Source organism: Prosthecobacter sp., from assembly GCF_029946185.1.
Classification (GTDB): Bacteria; Verrucomicrobiota; Verrucomicrobiia; order Verrucomicrobiales; family Verrucomicrobiaceae; genus Prosthecobacter.
In genome coordinates this window covers 25,663-45,885 of sequence record NZ_JAQSEA010000127.1, presented here as the reverse complement: position 1 = coordinate 45,885, position 20,223 = coordinate 25,663, and the positions used below count along the sequence as shown (strand labels likewise).

The following is a 20,223-nucleotide window of genomic DNA, read 5'->3' as shown; positions in this document are numbered from 1 at the left end:
ATGATGAATGGAGGTCAAGTGGTCAGGGTGTCAAGCAGTCAAGACGTAGCACGGGGTGCAGCAGGCCTCGTCCTCGATCATGACGCTTGCTTCATCATCAAGCAGCCAGGATGCGTCACCCAAGCTCGGGACTGCTTTACCAAGGCCACGTCTGAGCCAGACGGAGTCCAGCATGAAGCGGAGTGGCAGTTTCGAGAACGAGTCGTTACTCTTGACCTCTTGGACGGCTTGACTCCTTGACTGATTCCTCCGCCACCCACCCAGCCCGCGCTTCGGCAATGAACCGCGCGACTTGCACCAAATCCTTGCTGCCCGGCAGCGACTCCACCCCGCTGGCGACATCGACCGCGATGGGCTGAGTTTGCTCCACCGCCATCCGTACATTGTCAGCGTTCAGACCGCCGGAGAGCAGGAACTGCTTGGCTGGAAACATGTCTTTGGCCCGCACGGCCAACTCCCATGGAAAAGCGTGCCCGCCGCCGCCGTAGGTGCCGGGATTGTAGGCGTCGAGCAAGATCGACTCACAGGGAAACTCGCCGATCTGCGCCAGCGACGCAGCATCCCGCACCTGCAACGCCTTGATGACATGGACCCCACGCTGCATGAGGCGCTCCACCTCAGCCGGCGTTTCATCGCCATGCAGTTGCAGGGCTTGAAATAACTGGCAGGAGATCGCCGCATCCAGCAGCGCGGCATCCGGATTGACCAGCACCGCCACGAGGACGTGCTTTGCCGCCACGCTTTGCAATGACTTCACCGCCACCTCCAGCGGCATGTGGCGTTTCGACTTGGGCCAGAGATTGATGCCCACGGCATCCGCACCCAGCGCAAAAATCACCGCAGCCTGCTCGGGCTGGGTGATGCCACATACCTTGACACTGCGACGCTGGGAATCAGGAAACATGAGGTGGAAACGATGGGAAGGCCAGCCCTTGGCGCTCTGGCAGCAGGGATGCCGTCACAGACAAAAGCACATCCAGCTTCGGCGGCAATGGCATGCTGCCACGTACGCGCACATCGCGCTGCAGCTCCTGAAAGCGCAGCGCATCCGTGGGCTGAATGAGGAAGATCACCGGCGGCGCGGCATGCACCCCGGCATGCACCATGGGGTAGGCCTTGCTCAGCAGGCGGTCCAACATGTCTCCCGTCATATCAGGCAGGGGCAGTGAAAACAAAAACAGCGAGTATTCACGCTGCAGCGCCAGCTCAAAGGCACGCTCTCCGCTGGGGGCGTCGTCCACCTCGCAGATGCGGAAGGCCAGCAGCGCCTCACGGATCACGCGCCGGTAGGGCAGGCTCTCCGCCGCCAGCAGGACGCGTGGCACGGCAGGAGCGACCGGAGCCGCAGGTGCAAGCGGAGCCGCGGGAGCGATGGGGACAGGCTTGATCACCGGAGCAGACTTTACAGCCGGGTAACGTTTCATGGAAAGCTCTTATCAGCTTTCCGGGTACACCGCCACCGCCATCACGCCTTCACTTGGCAGCCAGCCGACCACTTCCACGCGCTGGAGCGGCTTGGCGGAAGATCCCATGCCTTTGCGCACGGTTTCCAAAACTTTCTTTTGCGTGTCCTCAGTCACCGTCGAGCCAAACAACCCGGCGAGGTCAGAGAGCATGGGCGCAGGCGCATTTCCGCCGCCCGCCATCGTCACTGGCGTGCGCGTCTGCCCGCAGGCGAGAATGGTTTCACGCAGGGCTTCCGGCGTCATCGTACCCGAGACCACCACCAGACGGCGCAGGCGCGTCTCCGCCGTAGGCGACTGCACGATGGCAGGCGCAGGCACGGCCGCGACGTTGCTCACTGGCGGCTTGATCGACTTCGAAGGCTTCAGAAAGCCACGCGGCCCATCCGAATGAAATGAGGGGCCAGTCATCCCCAGAGCCTGCGGCAGCATCGGCTCATCCGCGCTCAAAACAGCGGTGGCAGCAAGAAAGGAAGTAGCGAAACAAAAAGCGGTAAAATTCACGAAGGGCGCATTTTTTATCATGGTGACTCTGAAGTGACAATAATAAAAGATGCGAAATGCCAGAATTCGCTTTCTGCGGCAGGCGCGGGCCTCGCTGCGCATTTCATCCTTGCCTCAGCGTGAGGCCCCGAATTAGCTTCGACCAATGCGCGCCCTCCTGCTAGCCCTGCTCTTTACAGCGACTGGTCAGGCGCAGTCCCCAGAGCTGCCTGCAGCCAAGACGTCCAATGCCCATGCCTGCGAGTTGTTTCAGCTCTTCCGACATATGACGCCGGGAAATTTTTGCTTCTCCCCCTTCAGTTCCCATCAAATGGCGGCGCTGCTGACCACAGCAGCCCAGGGTGAAACGCAGGCCGAACTCGCTGCCCTGGCACACATCAGCGGAGACATGGCCAAGGAAATCAAAAACGTCGCAGCCCTGCGCACCGCTCTGGCAGGCACCGTGACGCGCGGTGCGCTGGCCATGGAAATCACGAACTCCCTCTGGGCCGCAAACTCGGCTGACTTTGCCCCCGAATTCCTAGAATCCAGCCAGACTCAATTCGGCGCGACACTGCAAAAACTCCCCGCAGGCAATGCCACTGAATGCGCGGCAGCGGTGAATCTGTGGGTGCGCGAGAAGACCCGTGGCCGCATCTCGCAGATCATCGGCCCCTCAGCTTTCACCAGTCCCGACCACTCGGTGATAGCGGTCAACACCGTGTATCTCAAAGGCCGCTGGTCACAGCCCTTTGAACTCAAGCGCACCAAGCCGCGCTCCTTTCAAACCCCCACTCAAGGAGCCGTCATGCTGCCGACGATGATCATGCCGCTGGGAGCCTTTGATTATGCCGAAGCCGAATCATGGCAGTGCATTGAAATGCCCATGTCCGGAGGCGAGGTCAGCCTTCTGATCCTTCTGCCGCGCAATGAAACCACGCGCCAGAACATCGAGACAACGCTCACACCGGAACTGTGGAACGCCGTGCGAAGCGGCCTCTCCGAATGCGATGTAAATGTGATGCTGCCACGCTTCGGCTACAGCACGCAGCTCAGCCTTAAAGGGCTGTGGCAGCGACTTGGAACGCAGCATGTGTTTGCAAAAGGCACCGCCGATCTCACCAAGGGGCTGCCCGCGGGCGGGTTCTTCGTCAGCGACATCTCGCATGAAGCCTTGATCGAAATCAACGAGTTAGGCGCAGAAGCCGCCGCTGCTCTTACAGCCGCTGCGGACCCCTTTGGCGGAGCGCCTGCACCGCCCAAACGCGTCATCGTCAATTTCATCGCCAATCGCCCCTTCCTCTGGCTAATGCGCCATCAATCCACCGGCTTGATCCTGTTCATGGGAAGATACGCTGGAGTCTAGCCCCCCCCATGAACCGCCGCCGCCTACTAAAATCCGCCGCTGTCGCACTCTGCCCTGCCGCTTGCGGTCAGAAGCAATCCCGTCCTCCCCTGCCCTACGCGACGCTGGCGGATCTCGCCGCCATGCTCCAAGCCGGGCAGACCACGCCTGCGCTGCTGGTGGAGCATTTTCTCGCACGCATCGCGCAGATCGACCAAGCGGGGCCGCGAGTGAATGCCGTGCTCGAATTGAACCCCGCAGCGAAAGACCTCGCCGCTGCGTGCAAACCCGGCGCGCTGCATGGACTGCCTATTCTGATCAAGGACAACATCGAGACTGCGGATGGCATGCACACGACGGCGGGGTCGCTGGCGCTGCGCGAGAACAAACCGCAGCGCGATGCCGCACTGGTGACGCGACTGCGTGAGGCTGGAGCTCTCATCCTCGGCAAAACCAACCTCAGTGAATGGGCCAACATCCGCTCACCCAATTCCACCAGCGGCTGGAGTGCACGCGGCGGCCTCACCCGCAATCCGCACCGGCTCACTCACAGCGCTAGCGGCTCCAGCTCTGGCTCTGCTGCCGCCGTCGCGGCAGGACTCGCACCCGCAGCCATCGGCACGGAGACCAACGGCTCCATCGTCAGCCCCGCAAGCGCCTGCGGCATCGTCGGCTTTAAGCCCACCGTCGGCCTCATCAATGGCAGCGGCATCATCCCCATCACCCACTGGCAGGACACAGCGGGACCGATGACACTCACCGTCCGCGATGCCGCGCTGCTCATGCAGGTGCTCGCAGGAAATTTCACCGTCGATTTAAAGTCAGACGCCATCAAAGGCGCACGCCTCGGCGTCGCACGCAGTCAATGCGGCAAAAATGCACAGGTGCTCGCCCTGTTTGAAACCGCACTGGAAAAGCTGCGCGCAGCCGGAGCGATCATCGTGGATCGCGTAAAGCTGCCCAATATGCGCGAAGCCGGTGCGCTTGCCTGGAAAGCCATGCTCATCGAACTGCGCACCGATTTGAACGCCTACCTCAAACAACGCGCTGGCGATGTGCGATCACTGGCAGAACTCATCGCCTTCAACGAGCAGCATCGTGAAGCCGAAATGCCGCACTTCCGCCAGGAGTTCTTTGAGCAGGCTGAACACCTCGGCACCCCAGAGATCATCGCCGCAGGTGCCGCCGCCCGAGAGAACGCATGCCGCCTTGCCGGTCCCGAAGGCATCGACGCCGCGCTCCAAGCCCACCAGCTCGACGCTTTAATCTTCCCCACCAACGATCCCGTCGGCCTCATTAATCTCGCGCATGGCGATACAAATGAGCGCGTCGCCAGCACTCCCGCAGCCGTGGCCGGTTATCCCCATCTTACGGTACCCCTCGGATTCGTGGACGCCCTGCCCATCGGCTTCTCCTTCATAGGCACCGCGAACGCGGATGCGCGTATCCTCGAGCTAGGCCATGCGTTCGAGCAACTCACCCAGGCAAGACGCACGCCCGAGTTTCACGGACGAAAGTAGCCGAGAGCTTCAGTTTGTTCTGGCAAGCGTGCAAGCCACCCAGAGGGAGCTAACGCAGCTCAAAAAATATTCACTAGTGGTGACTCTTTGTACTTCAAAGAGTGGTGCTCGGGAAGGGACTCGAACCCTTAAGCCTTTCGGCACAAGATCCTTAGTCTTGCGCGTATACCAATTCCGCCACCCGAGCAGGTGTGAAAAACAGGGGCCGCGAATATAGACGCCTGAGGTTTTATGCAACCACTGTTTTACATTTTCGTGCACTTTTATGTGCCGATGCAAAAGACGATCACTCTTGCCTTTGAGGAACGTTTTGGCTGTCATCCCATCTCATGCGCACTTCCCTGCTCCTCTGCCTGCTGCCTACTCTTGTCCTAGCAGCCTCGCCTTACCCTGAAAAGACCCCGGACACTGTGGGCAACAGGCTCATCGACCGCTACTTCGCCGGGCAAGCACGCGAGATCACCGCAGACAACGGCCTCGCGCAGATCGAGACCGCCGCAGACTGGGAGGCCAAGGCCCCCGAATACCGCCGTCAGATGTTCGAAATGCTCGGCCTCGATCCCCTGCCGGAAAAAACGCCGCTCAATGTCACCAAGACCGGCGAGGTCAAAGGCGACGGCTTCATCGTGGAAAAGCTCCACTTCCAGTCCATGCCCGGCCTCTACGTCACGGCCAATTTTTACCGTCCCGAAAAGGTCGAAAAGCCCCTGCCCACCATCCTCTACGTCTGCGGCCATGCCAATGTGGTCAAGGAAGGCATCAGCCTCGGCAACAAGACCGGCTATGAGCACCACGGCGCATGGTACGCACGCCATGGCTACACCTGCATGATCATCGATACCGTGCAGCTCGGCGAGATCCGTGGCGAGCACCACGGCACCTACAGCAAAGGCCGCTGGTGGTGGTTCTCCCGCGGCTACACCCCCGCCGGCCTCGAAGCCTGGAGCTGCATCCGCGCCCTCGACTACCTCGAAACTCGTCAGGAAGTGGACAAGACCCGCTTCGGCGTCACTGGCCGCAGCGGAGGCGGTGCCTACTCCTGGTGGATCACCGCGCTGGATGAGCGCATCAAAGCCAGCGCCCCCACCGCCGGCGTCACAGATATGCAGAATCAGGTCATCGACGGCTGCATCGAAGGCCACTGCGACTGCATGTTCTTCGTGAACACCTACCGCTGGAACTTCGACCGCCTAGTCGCCCTCGCCGCCCCCCGCCCCCTTCTCATCATCAATACCGACAAAGACCCCATCTTTCCCATCGACGGCGTCTTCCGCATCTACCAGAACGTCCGCCGCCTCTACTCCCTGCTCGGCAAAGAGGGAAACATCGGCCTCCAGGTCGCCGAAGGTCCGCACAAAGATCTGCAGCCGCTGAACATCGGCGCGTTTCATTGGTTCGAGCGCTTCCTCAAAAAAGCCGACCCCATGGCCGTGCTCGACGAGGGTGCCAAGAAATCCATCGAGCCCGCCTCCCTGCGCGTCTTCACCCAGATCCCCAAGGACGAGATCAACACCAAGATCGACGAAACCTTCGTTCCCATGGCCAAAGCCCCCGCGCCCGCCACCAATGCCGCTGACTGGACCCAGCAGAGCGACACCTGGATGAACGACCTCAAGGACAAAGTCTTCAATGGCTGGCCCAAAGAAATCGCCTCTGTCAATCCGCAGAAGGAAAGCAGCGCCGAAGTCGATGGCATTCGCATGACCGCCTACGATTTTGAAAGCCAGTCCCCCTTCCGCCTGCGGCTCTACGTCGTGCATCGCGATGGGCTGCGCGCCGAAGATCTCGACCTCGTCGCGCTCAATGTGCTGGATGAACCCGGCTGGGATGAATTCTGCGCCGCCTACCACTCACGCTTTGGCAAGCTCATCGAAGTCTTCCCCGGCGCACCGAAAGACGACGCCGCCTTTGAGCAGGAAAAGAAGATGTTCACGAATTTCAAATGGGGCATGGCCTACATCTGCCCGCGCGGCGTCGGCCCCACCGCCTGGACCGGCAGCGACAAGGCGCAGAGGCAGCGCCTCCGCCGCTTCTACCTCCTCGGCCAGACGCTCGATGGCATGCGCGTGTGGGACATCCGCCGCACACTGCAAAGCATCCGCGCCATCCCCGGCTTCGGCGAGACCCCGCTCTGGATTCAGGCCCACCGCGACATGGCCATCGATGCCCTCTACGCCTCACTCTTTGAAGACAACATCAAGCGCCTCGACCTCCACGACATGCCACTCACCCACAACGGCACCGTCTCCGGCGATCCCGCAGCCGTCGGCCCCGCGATGCTCAACGTCCTCAAATACCTCGACATCCCCCAGGCCACCGCCATGGCCGCCATGCGCAGCAAGGTCGTCATCTACTCCCCCGACAAAGCCGCCTGGGACTACCCCGCCACCATCACCAAAAACCTCGGCAAAGAAACCCAGTTCCAGGTGCGAGTCCCCGTGAAGCCCGAGGAGGTGAAAGAAGAGGTGAAGGAAAAGAAGGATGCGCCAAAAAAAGACAGCCCTCCGCGCCCCTGATGCAGGCAGGCAGTACGATGGGCACTCATGCCCGTCGGTCAGCACGCCCACATCCTCCACTCAGCACCAAACGGCCCATCTCATGCTAGCCCCGAAGCTCATCACCTTCCTCGTGAGCATCCTCCTTCTCCTGCCTTTCGCCGTCACCTATAGGCATCAGGCATATCGAGCATTGATTTCAGCAGCTTTGAATTGGGAGGAACGTTGCCTTTAAACATTTTCCCGAGCGCTGCATATTCAAATCCGAAACGATCCGGAATACTGATATACTGATTTCCGGATAGAGCCGCAAAAAGCGCTGTACAAAAAAGCAGTCAGTGCTTTGAAGATGGTTGTTGAGAGCGAAGGAACTCAGACCTGATGTGGACAACGCCACGCTGGAGCAACTCCAGGGATCGCACGCAACGACTCGGAGCATGAGGATCGCCTCTGTCATGCCCTCAATCATTTCATGTTATCCGCCTCAAAGACCGCCTCCATCTGCTCCATCCGGAAATGAATTTTGCGATATGCTATAAGTTCTGAGATCGAAAGTGCCGCAGCACTCAAACAGGTATTATAGGCCCTGTTTTTTGAAAACTTTCCTGCGTTGGTGCCACTCCCATGGCCCGCCTCACACCCGCACCAGACTCTCAATCTGCCCCGCCACAAAGGTGTGCCCACCAAGGGTGAGTCGGAGCTGCCCGGCGGTGTTTCCACCAGCCACCTCAACCACTCGCAACAGCCCCTCTCTCTCCCGGGATTCACCGCGCAACAGCACGCGCACGTGCTTGCCCAATGGCACGGCCCAGCGTCGCTCAAAGGCGAGCCTGGCGGCCTCCGCATCCTCCTTCCAGCGCGCAAAGCCCTCCTCGCCCCCATGCTCGGGCAATTCCATGCTCCGCAGTCGCGCCCGTTCAGCCGCCTTCGTCGCAGCCATCTCAGACTTCCACGCCGCATACCCCTCCGCCTCAGCAGCCGGTGCCGCCTGAAAAAGCTCCAGCCCCTCAGTCGGAGCAGGTTTCGCAGGCTTCACCTCACGCGCAGTTTCGGAAGCACCCAGTCCCCCCACCAGCACCCAGGGACGTGCCGTAAAAAGAGGCAGCCCCGGCGCATCTCCGCATTCATCAATCGTCATCCCTCACCATTCCACCTTCACCCCGCCCGCGTCACCCGTTTCCAGAAGAAATCCAGCTCCCGCGCCAGCACGCTCATGACCTGTGCAGGCGCAGCTTCCAGCATGCCGCTTTCGGCCTCTTTAATGATGCGCTGCATCGCATACAGCGCCGCGACGTTTTGAGTGTCCAGGTGGATCGGGTCCACGTTCGTCTTCAGCACCTCAGGAAATGCCGCGCTGTTCTGGAGGATGGCCCAGCTCTGCTGCTCGCGATCCGTTTTGAAAGTCGTGATCTTCAGCCGTGGCTCCGCAGCACCCGTGGCCAGCGCATCTTGGTTCACTTCCGCCAGCCGGCCCGCAGCAAAACCCGCCAGTGTGCGCCAGTAGGAAGCGTCCGAAAAAATCGCCAGACCAAACACCACCTCCAGCCCCTGCAGCGACCAGCACATCGCATAGCGGCCCGTCATGCCCGGCAGCTCATACTCGCTGAAGCGCACCAAAGGAAAGCGCTTTCCCGCCAGCCGGATCAGATCTGCCAGCTTCGTGAAATCCAGCGGCAGTGACACCGCCTCCGCCGCCATTTGCAGCCGCAGCGCCTCGTAGCGCCCCAGCAGCGCATCACGCTCCGCATTCGGCACAGCCGCTCCCCCAGGCCGTGATGGCAAGGGTGGTGGTAAGACAACCGCCGTTGCCGCAGCCTGCGCGAAAGCCGGTTCTGGCAGTTCCTCGACAGTCGTAGCCTCTTCCATCGCAGGCGATGCCGCAGCACCCGCCCGCGCGGCCAGCTTCGTGATACACGATTCAGCCGTAACCTCCGCCAGCTCAGGCGTTGCCGCAGCACCCAGCACATCCGCCAGACGCTCGGCCACACCATGCGCACCGTGGCTCTCATTGCCATGCGCAGCACACGGCTGCCTCAGCTTGCCCAGCATCTCTCGCAGATTTTCAAATGCACCCGCTGAACTCGGCGAGAACTGCGCAGGAGCCTCATTCCTCTCGGGCGAGTCAGCAGCCTCATCCGCAGTCGTGCTCGGCAGCGGCAGGTGTTTCCCATTCCCATTCACCCGCGCAGGTGGCGGCGGCAGCAGGGGCGCTTCATTCTGCTGCGGCAGCGCCGGCGTCGGTTCCGCCAGTCCCTCCGCCATCAGCTTCATCTGCGCCGTCGTGTTTGCATCGAAGATCGAAATCTCCCCCTCCTCCGCATTCTCATCGGAAAGACTCTCAGTCACCTCCTCCGTCATCAGCGGCAGCACGCCCTCCTCCGGTGCCAGTGCCTGCGGCGAGATCCCCCACGGCATCACCGGAGCCGACAGGGTCTGCTGAAAAAAGTCCCACTGCTTCGCCGCATGCCGCAGAAACGTACGCGCAGAAACTGAGCCCAGAGGCCGCCCCAGGAAATAGCGCTTCACATCCAAAAACGTTGTGAACTCACCCGCCGCATCCGCCGGAATACCCGCATGCTGCAGGCGCAGGCGCAACAGCGTCGCCGCCTCACTTTCGCCAATGCCGCGCAGCAGCATCTGCGAAGCCGTCAGCCGGTCCTCCATTGCACTCGGGAGATGGTGCCCAAACGTCGCCTGCCACACATCCTGGTTCAGGCTCAGCACCACATGCACCCCATCCATCTCAGACATATCCAGCAGCAGCGAGGCAATGCGCAGCCCCGCCTCAGGATTACGATAGTACGCATCCAAATGATCCACCAGCAGCACCACCGGCCGCCACAGGCCCAGCAGGCGCAGCCACGTCACCGGCCCCTCATTGGAATCATCCGCCGCCAGCATGCGCAGCACCGCCATGTGAGACATCCCACCATCCAGTGCATGGTTCAGCATCGCATTCACCCAAGAGGCCAGCGCCGTCGGGATTGCCGGCACACGCTTCATCGCCTGTTCCGTCATCGGCTTGCGCAGTTGCCCCTCAAAGCGCCGCACCCAGTCGCCGATCAGCCGCGCACTTCCGTTCACATCAAAAACTTCCACCGGATCACCGCTCAGCACCCGCAGCGCCTGCTCCGGATTCGCACATGGCAGCGTGCCGTTCTCAATCAAACGTCGCACCAAAATCGCGCACACACCCGCGCAGGCCTCACGCAGCTTCGTCCAGCCCTCCCGCGAAGCCTCAGCCCGTGCCATCGACTCCAGCCCGCGCACCGCCACGGCGGAAATGCCGATCGTATCCTCCAGCCGAAACGCCAGCGGCACCAGCACCACCTGCCCGTTGGCCGCCGCCGCCAGACGACCCAGCAGATGCGTCTTGCCGTAGCCCGCACGCGGGGCGGTGAGCAGCAGCAGAGGCTGCCCGCCTGCACGACCCGTGCTGCTTTGACGCTCATCGATCGTCGTCGTCAACTGTCCTAAAATGTCTCCGTTCAAGCCCGGCACCGAGCGATTTTCCGCCACGCCAAACGGCCCGGAGCAGACATCGTCGGTAAACGGGTTCAGACCCTCAACCTGCGACGAAGCAGGGGGCAGTCCCGAAGCGGACGGCAGTAATGTTGGCGATGTTGGCAAGGGTGATTCTAGATTTTCCACAATGAATCCGGTTTCAGGGGTTCTGAATCAGGTCAGATTCAATGATATTTATGCCAAACCATACTCCACAGAAAGTAAGTTTTTTGCCTTTGATGTTATTCTCGAATACGAGAATAACAGAATCCCAAGATTGATCGGTCGCGGCAAGCTTGTGGACGGGAGTAAATACGCCTTTTGAAGCACAACAGTCACTGCCAAATTTTGCGTACAATGAGGGCAAAACCTCTGCGTCTGACAGAGCCATGACATCATCATCCCAGAGTGGATCAACATTAGCCGCCGCCTTTCGGTCCTGTGACCCAGGCAGCCGTGATCATAGCGGAGGTCAGCCCAGGGACCGGCCCAATGCTACTTCGCCCCGATCTTGTAAGGGAAATGTTCGTCGAATTCTTTCTGCTCATCCGGCGGCATGGCGTCACGGAGAGCGATGATCGTGTAACCGCCGATCAAATAGCCATCGTCGATGATCATCCAGTCAGACGACTCATCCTTCGCCAGCTCCACTTCATCCCCCAGCTTCAGCCCCTTCACATCCACGGGCTCGTTGCCCACACGACCGTAAAACTTGCCGTCGCGAAACGACACATCGGAGAGCCAGATATGTTCATGCGAAGTCGCATCTCCATCCTGATAGGGAAAGGGCTTCTTCACCGAAAAGTGAGTCTGCGACGCCTTGGGGTTCGCGAGTGCCTCAATGAAAGTGCTAATCTCCTTCCTCGATTGCGCGATTGCCTGGTTCATTTTTTCCTCCGACGCACCTTCCACCCGGATGTAATCTGGGTTCCCTTCCCGCTTCACCACCCCATCGCTCTTCGAGCGTCCACAGGAATTCAGACATGCAAGGCAGACAAGAAGGACGGCAAATCTCATGATTGGATAGGGGCTTGGATACGTGAGCAGACGACTCAAACTCTGCCGACCACAACCGCAGAATCAAGTTTCGAATCGCCGACGAACTGACATATCAGCCGAGTTCACGATGATTGACACTCATGACGTAGGATGCGTGTGGCAACAGCCCGCCCGTCTCTGAGCGTGTGAAGACGCCACATGACTCGGTTTGGCGAAGGAGGTTTGAGTGTGGGAGTGTGTGGCGCGCCAAACACACCCAATCTACGATCAGACTGCTCTCTGCATGCGCTGGAGTTGCAGTGAGAAGAACAAGAGAGTGAAGCCATCAAAAACTCTTCCTCACCTCCTGCCACGCCTCCCAGCAGCGCTCCGGGTCGATGTCCTTGTACCCTCGCTCAGCATCAATCTTCTCCGCCACATCCCTCGGCAGGGCCACCGCCTTGCAGCTATTGCGGACTTCTATGACCTCCTCCTCCGTCAGCGGACTGCCCTTCTCCTCTTCCCGGTTCACCAAGTTCGAAATCAGACTCGGTATCGGATAAATCAGCAGTGGCGCGGGATCACTCATGTCAGGGGGGGAAGATTAAAAAAGCTCTCTTTCACTCCTCCTCGTCTGGGTCAATACGGAATATGCTCTTATACTCCGCGGCAGTACAAAGACGCCGAGCCAGAAGAAGAACTGCCTGCGTTGGTCTTTCATGGTGTTGAGCACTGTGGTTAAGAGGTCGAGGAAAGCCAGCGAAGGGTGAGCACCTGTGCTTGATCCGTCCTCACGGAATTTGGCTGATTCTTGTGCATCGTTAACGCTTCACGGTGAACTTAAACCTGGCGACAAGCTTGTCATCGATGAAGACGCGCACCTCATATTCCCCTTCTGGATCATCCTCAGCCACTTCCCAAGCGTAAAAAATATAACCTTGATGCAGTTTGCAGTCCTCAACATAAGCGCAGGACTTCCGGTCAGCGGAGACGGTCATTCCTTCTTCGATGTCTCCCCAATCTTTGGCTGGCGCAGGCAGATGCAACTCATGTTTCACCCGGATGCTCTTGCTGTCCGTGTCCACCTTCAAACGCCACCCATATCCCTGACCCAAGACATGTGGCACGCTCTCGGCAGGGGTAAAGAGTATTTCCCCCCGCTCCTTCTCTTCAAAGAGCCCAAACTCCTTTTCTTTAATCGTGATGTTAGCCGCTGGCTGCGTGACCTCAGCGGCCTCTGGCTCCTGGGCTGAAGTAAAGAAGGGCAGTGCTAGTGTCAGCAAAAAGGTGAGTATCAATGTCTTCATCGTGGGCATCTCAAATATCTCCGCGGATTGGCCCCGCTTTCACGGCTCAGCCCCGTAGAACACCTTGCTCCGGTCATGCTGGTTGAACTCATCCACGATCTTGCTCATCCATGCCTTGTTTTCTGGGGAGGCTGAGAAGGTTAACGGCGTGTTGCGCAACTTCTCAGGCAGCACCCGCCGGACACATTCCAGACAGGCCTTCACGATGTCTTCGCGGGTATAACCTTCAGTGATGACGAACTCATCCGCCTTCATGACTACCTTCATCGGCCTGCCAGTGCCGCTCTCGCTGTTTGAAAAAGAGAGGTGGCTGGTGGACGCCAGATTCAGATCTCCGACGGGCGTTTTGGAAAAATTGGGTGCCTCGTTTTTCGCCGAGATGTAGAGCAAGGCATCGTCCACCGCTATTTGAGCGTTCCATGCATAGCATGTCACAGGCTCGATGGTGATACGGTCCATTCCAAACGGCTGATATGTTCGCACCAAGGCTGATGTCGTGGCGCAGGCGGGCACCGCCATCCAAAGGCCTAGAGTTGCTGCGATGAAGATATTCATGCTTGCATGCATGAAATCGAAAAAGCCGCCGCAGGTCAAGCCTTGGCTGCGTCAGATGTCACTCCCATCTAGATCAATCCCCAGCCCCCTCCCCCATTCCTTTGCTCCACATTCCCTTGCCAAAAACCCACTCCCGCAGCCACCCAAGCTCCCCACTTCCCCCTTTCACCTCCCCCATTCCGCTCCACCCTGCCCCGTAAAGAACTCCTCCCGCGCCGCGTTAAGCTTTCCCCCACATGAATCTCGCTCTCCGTCCCGCCACGCACGAAGCTTTGCAACGCTTTCGCCAGCGCCGTCAGCACTTGCTGCGACTGCGCGCCCTGCTATGCGGCGCAGCGCTCGCCCTCGCCGCCTTTGCGCTCATCGCCCTGCTGGACCGCGCGTGGTTCATGCCAGACGCGCTGCGGCCATGGATCACCCTCATCGCCTACGGCGGCGCTGCTTATGCGGCATGGCACGTCGCGTGGCGCTTCATCGCTCAAGGCAATGGCAAAGAAGGCACCGCCAAGCTCATCGAAGCCGCTGAGCCCTCCCTGCGCGAGCGCCTCCTCGCCGCCGTGGAGCTCGCCGATCCACGCGGCGGTGTGAATGTGAAGGACTCCGTCGAGTTCCGCGAAAAGCTCCAGGACGACGTCGCCGCCTCCATCGAAGGCATCGACTGGAACACCAAGCTCCCCACACGCACGCTGCGCCCCTTGTTCTTCGCCGCTGGCGGTGTGGTCGCCACCATCCTCCTGCTCTGCCTCATCCCCGGCCTGCACCTCAGCGGTTTCATGGCCCGTGCCGCGCTGCCGTTTGCCAATCTCGAACGCCCAGCCTCGGTGAAGATCCGCATCCTTGAGCCGCTCAAGCCCAGCGCCCTCGCGCCCATCGGCTCTGAGATGCCGCTCATCATCGAAACCGAAGGCTCGCAGCCCGCGCAGGCCACGCTGGAGTTTGTCGTGGAAGGCTTCAAGCCCCGCCTCACCGAGCTCTCCGCCGTCGGCACCGCGCGCTTTGAAGGCATCATCCCCGTCGGCCAGACGGACGTGCGCTACCGCGTCCATGCGGCCGATGCCATCACCCCCTGGCGCACGCTCAGCGCACGCGCACGGCCCCGCATCCTGGAGTTCACCAAGACCATCATCCCGCCCGCCTACTCCGGCTGGAAGGAAACGCAGATCACCGCCGACCAGGGCGATCTCGAAGCCCTCGACGGCTCCACCATCAAGCTCTCGCTCAAGGCCAACCAGCCCGTCTCGCAGAGCGACTTCGTTTTGAATCCCGATCTCCCCGAAAAGAAGATCCTGCCAGCCACCACCACACCCGCAGGCCTGCTCACCACAGACATCCCCGTGCAGCCCACGCACAGCTCCTGGCAGATCGCTTTGAAGTCTCAGGAAACCGGCTTCACCAATGAAGAAAGCACGCCTTGGCGCATCACCACTATTCCCGATCTCCCGCCCACCGCGCAGATCAGCGACCCCGCCGAGCAGATCGAACTCCTCGCCGATGAAGCTGTGCGCCTCACCGGCCTCGTCACGGACGATGTCGGCATCGGCAGCGTCAAGCTCGCCCACGCCATCAACGGTGCCAACTGGACCGAGCGCGATCTCCCCTTCACCAAAGCGGACAAGGAAGCCCCCGTGCAGACGCTGCTCCCACTCGCACCGCTTGGCGTGAAGACCGGCGATGCCCTCCTCATCAAGCTCATCGTCACCGACCTCAAAGGCCAGAAAGCCGAGTCCCCGCCCGTCCGCGTCATCATCCTTGAGCAGACCGTCGATCCCCGCCAGCGCGAGTGGGCGGAAAGCCAGCGCCGCCTCGCCGTGAAGGCCGACCGTCTCGATGAACAAACCCGCGAGCTGCGCAAGGAACTCGAAAAGGTGCGCAAGAGCGAAAAAAACGCCCGCAAAGACCCCGACAAGGCCAAGGACGAAGCCTCCAACGCACTCGCCTCCGCGCAGGAAAGACTCGAGCAGGTCAAAGCCCAGTCCGAAGAACTCTGGAACGCGCTCAAGGAAGCCGCACGCGATGCTCCTAATCAGCTCGATGCCTCCGAGGCCCAGCTCCTTGGCAAGAAGCTCGCCCAGCTCCGCCGCGAGCAGCTTCCCGAACTCGAAAAGCTCAAGGCCGACGAAATCGACAACACCGAGCCGCTCAAGCGCGCCGCCAGTGAAGCCGCCGGCCATGCCAGCGTCATCGCCGATGCCCTCCGCGCCTTTGCCGCCGAAGACACCGCCAAGATCGCCGCACAGGAATCCCAGCAGCTCCAGCGCCAGTCCCGCATGCTCACCGAGACCTCGTTGCAGGCCAATCGCGATGCCGAGCAGCGCCCCAAATGGCAGGAGCAGCAGCGCGCGCTCATGGCCCAGGCCAAGACCTTGCAAAAAGATCTGTCAAAGCTCGATGAATCGCAGAAGGGTCGCTTTCATGGACCCGTGCAGGAGATGGACAAACGCATCACCGAAACCTCCGCCGATCTCGCCAGCAGCCTCGACAAGCCGGACCAGACCAAGAGCCCCGAGCACCTCTACGGTGCCTCGGACAATCTGCGCAGCCGCCTTCAGCAGGCCTCCGACATCACTCGCGGCATCGCCGAGCAAACCGCCAACGAAGCCACCCAGCGCCGCGAAAACCTCACCCGTCAGGACAACCCCGCCCTCGCCAAACTGGAGGAGGCCAGAAACCACCTCGCCAACGCTGAAAACGCCACACGCGATCCGCGCCAGAAACAGAAGCCCGATCACGACGGCCTCACCCCCGTCGAGAAAGCAGAAAAGCTGCTCACCCAATCCGCCAAACAACTCCAGGATCAGGCCGAGTTGCGCGAGCAAAACCAAGCCACCAACACCCAGGCCGCGCTGGACATGAACCGCGCCAGTCGCGCCGTGGATGAACTCGCGCGCCAGACCGCCGAGGCCAGGAAGATCCCCCTGCTCTCCCCTGAAGAAGCCGAGAAAGCCCGCCGCAGCAAGGCCCCGCCGTCCGAGGCCACCAAGGCCATGGCGAATTTGAAGGAGCAGGCCACACAGCTCGCGCAGGCCGCACGCGCCCTGGAGGCAGACGCCCTCGCGCAGGATGCCTCACAGGCGCTTGAAGCCGCGCAGGTGGAATCCATGCGCCCGCAAAATCAGCAGGACCTCGCACAGAGCGCCGCACAGGCCAAAGCCGCCGCCGAGGCCCTGCAGCAGGTGCCGGACAAGATCAACCGCGCCCGCATTGCCGAAGCCATGCAGCAAAAAGATCCGCAGGCCTCCAACAATCTCCGCCAGGCCGCGCAGCAGGCCAGCGACACCTCGCGCAACGCCGCCGAACAAAACAAAAACCTCGCCCGCGAGGCCGCGCAGCAGCAGGCCGGTCAGCAGCTCAACAATGAGCCCGCGCTGCAGGCCACCGCCGATGCGCAGCAGAAGGCGAACGAACTCACCGCGCAGCTTCAGCCGCAGGTTGAAGCCGCACGCGCCCAACTCGCATCGCTCACCCCCGAAGTCAGCGACATGATGAAACGCGTCGCTGCAGATCTCAAAAAGACGCAGCAGGAAACCCAGACCGCAGCCGACGACGCCAAGGCCGAAAAGCCCGTCGCTGAAGTCGCCGAAAAAGCCCAGGAACTCCGCCCTGAGGCCGCCGAGAACGCCGAGAAAATGGCCGCGCTGCAAGCCGCCCTGCGCCAGGAAGCCAACGCCTCCGATTTGACCAAGCAGGCTGAAAGCCAGCTCGCCCGCACCGCCGATGTCGCCCTCGCGCAGATGCAGCAGAAGACCCCTCAAATTGCGCAGAATTTGAAACAGGCCGCCCAGGCCACCCAGAGCAAGCCGCAGGCCCAAGCTCTACAGTCCGCCGCGAATGCCCAGCAGCAGACCGCGCAGGCGCTTGAGCAGCTCGCGCAAAACATGCAGAAGGTCGAAGACGGCCAGCAGCTCACCGAAGCCGATCAGGCCGCCATGCAGCAAATGGAGCAGGAACTTGGCGTACAGGAGCCTCTCGACGAAGCCTATGACCGCGCCAAGCAGCTCGCGGAAATGGCGCAGGACGCCACGCAGAATCCGCAGGCAGTGCTTGAAGCATTGGAAAAGGAACTGCCCAAAAATCAGTCCATGCAGAAGGCCCTCGCCGAAACCGCGCAGTCCACCGCGCAGCTGGCCGAGCAGGCCGTCGCCAAAGAAACCCAGCAGGCCGTGCAAAACGGCATGGCACAGAAACAGGCCGCGAATGATCTCGCCCGCGTCTCACGCCATCAGCAGCGTCTTGGCGATAAAGAAGCCGCCGAACAAGTCGCGCAGGCCAGCAATCAATTGCAGCAGGCCGGCCAAAAGGCCGAAGCCACCCAGGCCAATCCCGTGCCCAATCCCCAAGCCTCACAGCAGAGCCAGACCAATGCCGCCCAAGCAGCCAAAGCCGCCGAAGCCACCGCCAGCAAGACATCCCCCGCCATGCTCGCGTCACCACTTGAAGAGCTTCAGGGCCAGATGCTCGCGCAGGCGCTCGATCAGCTCGATGCCCAGCTTCATCCCATGCAGGGCAGTCAGCAGCAGTCTCAAAACGGCCAGCAGCAGCAGGGTCAGCAACAGCAAGGCCAGCAGGCCCAGCAGAGTCTCAACAACGCCCAGCAGGCCCAGCAGCAAAGCATGGCCGACTCCCGCAATCAGGGCCAGGCCCCCGGCCAGAAACCCGGCCAGCAGCAGGCTCAAAACCAAAAGCAGCAGGGTCAGAACTCCCAGGCCCAGTCCGCCGAAGGCGGCAATCAATCCACCCAGCTTCAAGACGGCGTCCTCGGACAAGTCGGAGTCCTCGTCAAAGGAGACTGGGGCCACCTCCCCCAGAAGATGGCCGACGACCTCACCGAAGCCACCCGCTCCGAAGCCGCCCCCGAATACCGCGCCGCCATCGAAAGCTACTACAAAGCCATCGCCACCAAGGCGAAGAAGTAAGAGCGCTGGGAGTGATTGCTCTCCGTCGCATCGGTCGGATCAGTCCTATTCTACCCATTCAGCTCGTTCTGGATTCTGGGAAGAGCGAGCGCTATCCAGAGCGAGCTAAAGCTCACGAGTACTTTGGTTGCACACGCGCCGCTCCGCGCTCCTGTCACGGGCCGGAGAGGCACATGGCTTTTCGCGGGTGCTGCCCTCCCATGAAACCCTTTCTCCTCCTGGCCACATCTCACACGCCCGACGGCGCGGAGCTCACCCTGCATGCGCATGATTCGAATTTCTATCTGCGAGTGAACCGCCAGCCCCTCATGGGCACCAATGCCTCCGAGTCCGAAAAAGTCCTCGCAGAGCTCGCCTGCGCACACCTCGGCACAGGCCCCGCAAACGTCCTCATCGGCGGCCTCGGCTTTGGCTTCACCCTGCGCCGCGTCCTCGAACTCATGGGTCCCGCCGCCCACGTGCAAGTCGCGGAGCTGCTGCCCCAGGTCGTCGCCTGGAACCGCGAGTATCTTGCTGACGTCAACGGCCATCTCCTCGACGACAAACGCGTCGAGATCACCGTGGACGATGTCTTCCAAGTCATCAGCCGCGCCCCCAAAGCCCACTACGACGCCATCCTGCTCGATGTGGACAACGGCCCCATCGCCATGGTGCAGGACGGCAATGCGCGCCTCTACCAGACTCAGGGATTTTCCGCCATCACCCACGCCCTGAAGCCCGGTGGCCGCGTCACCTTCTGGTCCGCCAGCACCGACCACGCCTTCGCCAAACGCCTCAGCAAAGCAGGCTTCAAAGTCGAAACCGTCGCCGCCAAAGCCTACCCTCAGGCCAAGCGCAGCACGCACACCATTTTCGTCGCAGAGCGAAAGTAGTATCGAGCTTTAGCTCGTTCTGGCGCGCGTGGGTTCTTTCCAGGACGAGCTAAAATTCGACATTACTTTCTTCCCGCGCACACACGCAACTCCGCCCCCATCACGGCACCACCTGCACCGGCGTCCCCACTGACACCTCGTGGAAAAACTTCTCCGCCATGTGCCCCGGCAAACGGATGCAGCCGTGCGATGCGGCGTAGCCGGGCAGATAGCCCTGATGCATACCCACGCCGCCATAGATGCGCATGAAGTAAAACATCTTCGCTCCTTCAAAGCGCGTGCCCGGCGGCTTGCGGTCCTTGCGGTTGTCGATGTTCTGCATGATCACGTTGCCCTGGTAGTCCTCGTAATCGCCGTAGATGGAGGATTTGTGACCGATGTCTTTCTGCGTGATATGATACCTGCCCGGCCGCGTGTCATAGCCCTCAGCGCCGGAGGAAATGGGGGAGCCGCCAGCGAGTTCGCCGCGCTTGAAGAGGTACACCATCTGCTCACTGAGGTTGATGACCACGCTGGGCTTGCCGCGCATCTCATCGGCATACCAGAAGGAATTGTCGCCCGGGCCAAAGAGTCCGGTGACGCCTTTCCAGACAAAGCGCGAGGCGCGGGGGATCTCACTGGTCACGAACCTGCGACTGTAATGGAAAGCATTGTTGCCCGTGTTTTTCACGGTGTTGCAACTGACGAGACTGAGCGAAAAGAGAAGAAGCAGCCGGAGTGACATCATGCGAGGCATGTAGAGTTTAAAGTTTCAGGTTTAAAGTTTAAAGTTGCCCAAGAATACGGCG

Annotated in this window: 16 protein-coding genes and 1 tRNA gene; 6 read left to right on the top strand and 11 right to left on the bottom strand. The window is 60.9% G+C overall.

From position 1 onward, the window contains the following. Nucleotides 1-205 precede the first annotated feature (205 nt). From PSV43_RS10650 to PSV43_RS10640, 3 genes are read right to left on the bottom strand one after another with little or no spacing between them, the layout of a single operon-like run. Complete coding sequence (locus PSV43_RS10650) at nucleotides 206-904, bottom strand: phosphoribosylanthranilate isomerase (protein ID WP_300196564.1); 699 nt, start codon at nucleotides 902-904, stop codon at nucleotides 206-208. Then, nucleotides 894-1,424: a hypothetical protein gene (locus PSV43_RS10645; protein WP_300196562.1), complete on the bottom strand. Its 531-nt coding sequence runs from the start codon at nucleotides 1,422-1,424 to the stop codon at nucleotides 894-896. Before PSV43_RS10645 ends, PSV43_RS10650 begins: the two co-directional genes overlap by 11 nt. Before the next feature lie 12 nt (nucleotides 1,425-1,436). Next, on the bottom strand, nucleotides 1,437-1,967 hold the full coding sequence (locus tag PSV43_RS10640; protein ID WP_300196560.1) for a hypothetical protein: 531 nt from the start codon (nucleotides 1,965-1,967) through the stop codon (nucleotides 1,437-1,439). A gap of 145 nt (nucleotides 1,968-2,112) precedes the next feature. On the opposite strand from PSV43_RS10640, the gene PSV43_RS10635 reads away from it, so the two are divergent. Together PSV43_RS10635 and PSV43_RS10630 are read left to right on the top strand one after the other, a co-directional pair. Continuing rightward, nucleotides 2,113-3,312 carry a serpin family protein gene (locus tag PSV43_RS10635; protein ID WP_300196558.1) on the top strand — a complete coding sequence of 400 codons (1,200 nt, stop codon included), beginning with the start codon at nucleotides 2,113-2,115 and terminating at the stop codon, nucleotides 3,310-3,312. An 8-nt stretch (nucleotides 3,313-3,320) separates the two neighbouring features. Further along, nucleotides 3,321-4,811 carry an amidase gene (locus PSV43_RS10630; RefSeq protein WP_300196556.1) on the top strand — a complete coding sequence of 497 codons (1,491 nt, stop codon included), beginning with the start codon at nucleotides 3,321-3,323 and terminating at the stop codon, nucleotides 4,809-4,811. A 102-nt stretch (nucleotides 4,812-4,913) separates the two neighbouring features. Here the strand turns inward: PSV43_RS10630 and PSV43_RS10625 are convergent. Then, nucleotides 4,914-4,998, bottom strand: a tRNA-Leu gene (locus tag PSV43_RS10625). A gap of 142 nt (nucleotides 4,999-5,140) precedes the next feature. Here PSV43_RS10625 and PSV43_RS10620 point away from each other — a divergent pair. Next, the gene (locus tag PSV43_RS10620; protein WP_300196554.1) at nucleotides 5,141-7,327 is read left to right on the top strand and encodes an acetylxylan esterase; all 2,187 of its coding nucleotides are present in this window, start codon (nucleotides 5,141-5,143) and stop codon (nucleotides 7,325-7,327) included. Between the two features lie 613 nt (nucleotides 7,328-7,940). Here the strand turns inward: PSV43_RS10620 and PSV43_RS10615 are convergent. After that, nucleotides 7,941-8,444 (bottom strand): hypothetical protein, encoded by a 504-nt coding sequence (locus PSV43_RS10615; RefSeq protein ID WP_300196552.1) that lies wholly within the window; start codon nucleotides 8,442-8,444, stop codon nucleotides 7,941-7,943. 17 nt (nucleotides 8,445-8,461) lie between these two features. Beyond that, on the bottom strand, nucleotides 8,462-10,774 hold the full coding sequence (locus PSV43_RS10610) for a hypothetical protein (protein ID WP_300196550.1): 2,313 nt from the start codon (nucleotides 10,772-10,774) through the stop codon (nucleotides 8,462-8,464). A 10-nt stretch (nucleotides 10,775-10,784) separates the two neighbouring features. On the opposite strand from PSV43_RS10610, the gene PSV43_RS10605 reads away from it, so the two are divergent. Further along, nucleotides 10,785-11,135: a hypothetical protein gene (locus PSV43_RS10605; protein ID WP_300196548.1), complete on the top strand. Its 351-nt coding sequence runs from the start codon at nucleotides 10,785-10,787 to the stop codon at nucleotides 11,133-11,135. 170 nt (nucleotides 11,136-11,305) lie between these two features. On the opposite strand, the gene PSV43_RS10600 is transcribed toward PSV43_RS10605, so the two are convergent. The 4 genes from PSV43_RS10600 to PSV43_RS10585 form a co-directional block, all read right to left on the bottom strand. Beyond that, on the bottom strand, nucleotides 11,306-11,827 hold the full coding sequence (locus PSV43_RS10600; RefSeq protein ID WP_300196546.1) for a DUF2314 domain-containing protein: 522 nt from the start codon (nucleotides 11,825-11,827) through the stop codon (nucleotides 11,306-11,308). A gap of 307 nt (nucleotides 11,828-12,134) precedes the next feature. After that, nucleotides 12,135-12,377, bottom strand: coding sequence for a hypothetical protein (locus PSV43_RS10595; RefSeq protein WP_300196544.1), 243 nt, complete (start codon nucleotides 12,375-12,377; stop codon nucleotides 12,135-12,137). A gap of 232 nt (nucleotides 12,378-12,609) precedes the next feature. After that, complete coding sequence (locus PSV43_RS10590) at nucleotides 12,610-13,104, bottom strand: hypothetical protein (RefSeq protein WP_300196542.1); 495 nt, start codon at nucleotides 13,102-13,104, stop codon at nucleotides 12,610-12,612. Between the two features lie 30 nt (nucleotides 13,105-13,134). Continuing rightward, on the bottom strand, nucleotides 13,135-13,650 hold the full coding sequence (locus PSV43_RS10585; protein WP_300196541.1) for a hypothetical protein: 516 nt from the start codon (nucleotides 13,648-13,650) through the stop codon (nucleotides 13,135-13,137). A 236-nt stretch (nucleotides 13,651-13,886) separates the two neighbouring features. Between PSV43_RS10585 and PSV43_RS10580 the strand changes: the two genes are divergently transcribed. Next, a complete protein-coding gene (locus tag PSV43_RS10580) occupies nucleotides 13,887-18,563 on the top strand; it encodes a hypothetical protein (RefSeq protein ID WP_300196539.1) in 4,677 nt (1,558 codons plus the stop codon). A gap of 200 nt (nucleotides 18,564-18,763) precedes the next feature. Continuing rightward, nucleotides 18,764-19,435 (top strand): hypothetical protein, encoded by a 672-nt coding sequence (locus PSV43_RS10575; protein ID WP_300196537.1) that lies wholly within the window; start codon nucleotides 18,764-18,766, stop codon nucleotides 19,433-19,435. Nucleotides 19,436-19,535: 100 nt separating this feature from the next. Here the strand turns inward: PSV43_RS10575 and PSV43_RS10570 are convergent, their stop codons facing one another. Then, the gene (locus PSV43_RS10570; protein WP_300196535.1) at nucleotides 19,536-20,162 is read right to left on the bottom strand and encodes a L,D-transpeptidase; all 627 of its coding nucleotides are present in this window, start codon (nucleotides 20,160-20,162) and stop codon (nucleotides 19,536-19,538) included. Nucleotides 20,163-20,223 lie beyond the last annotated feature (61 nt).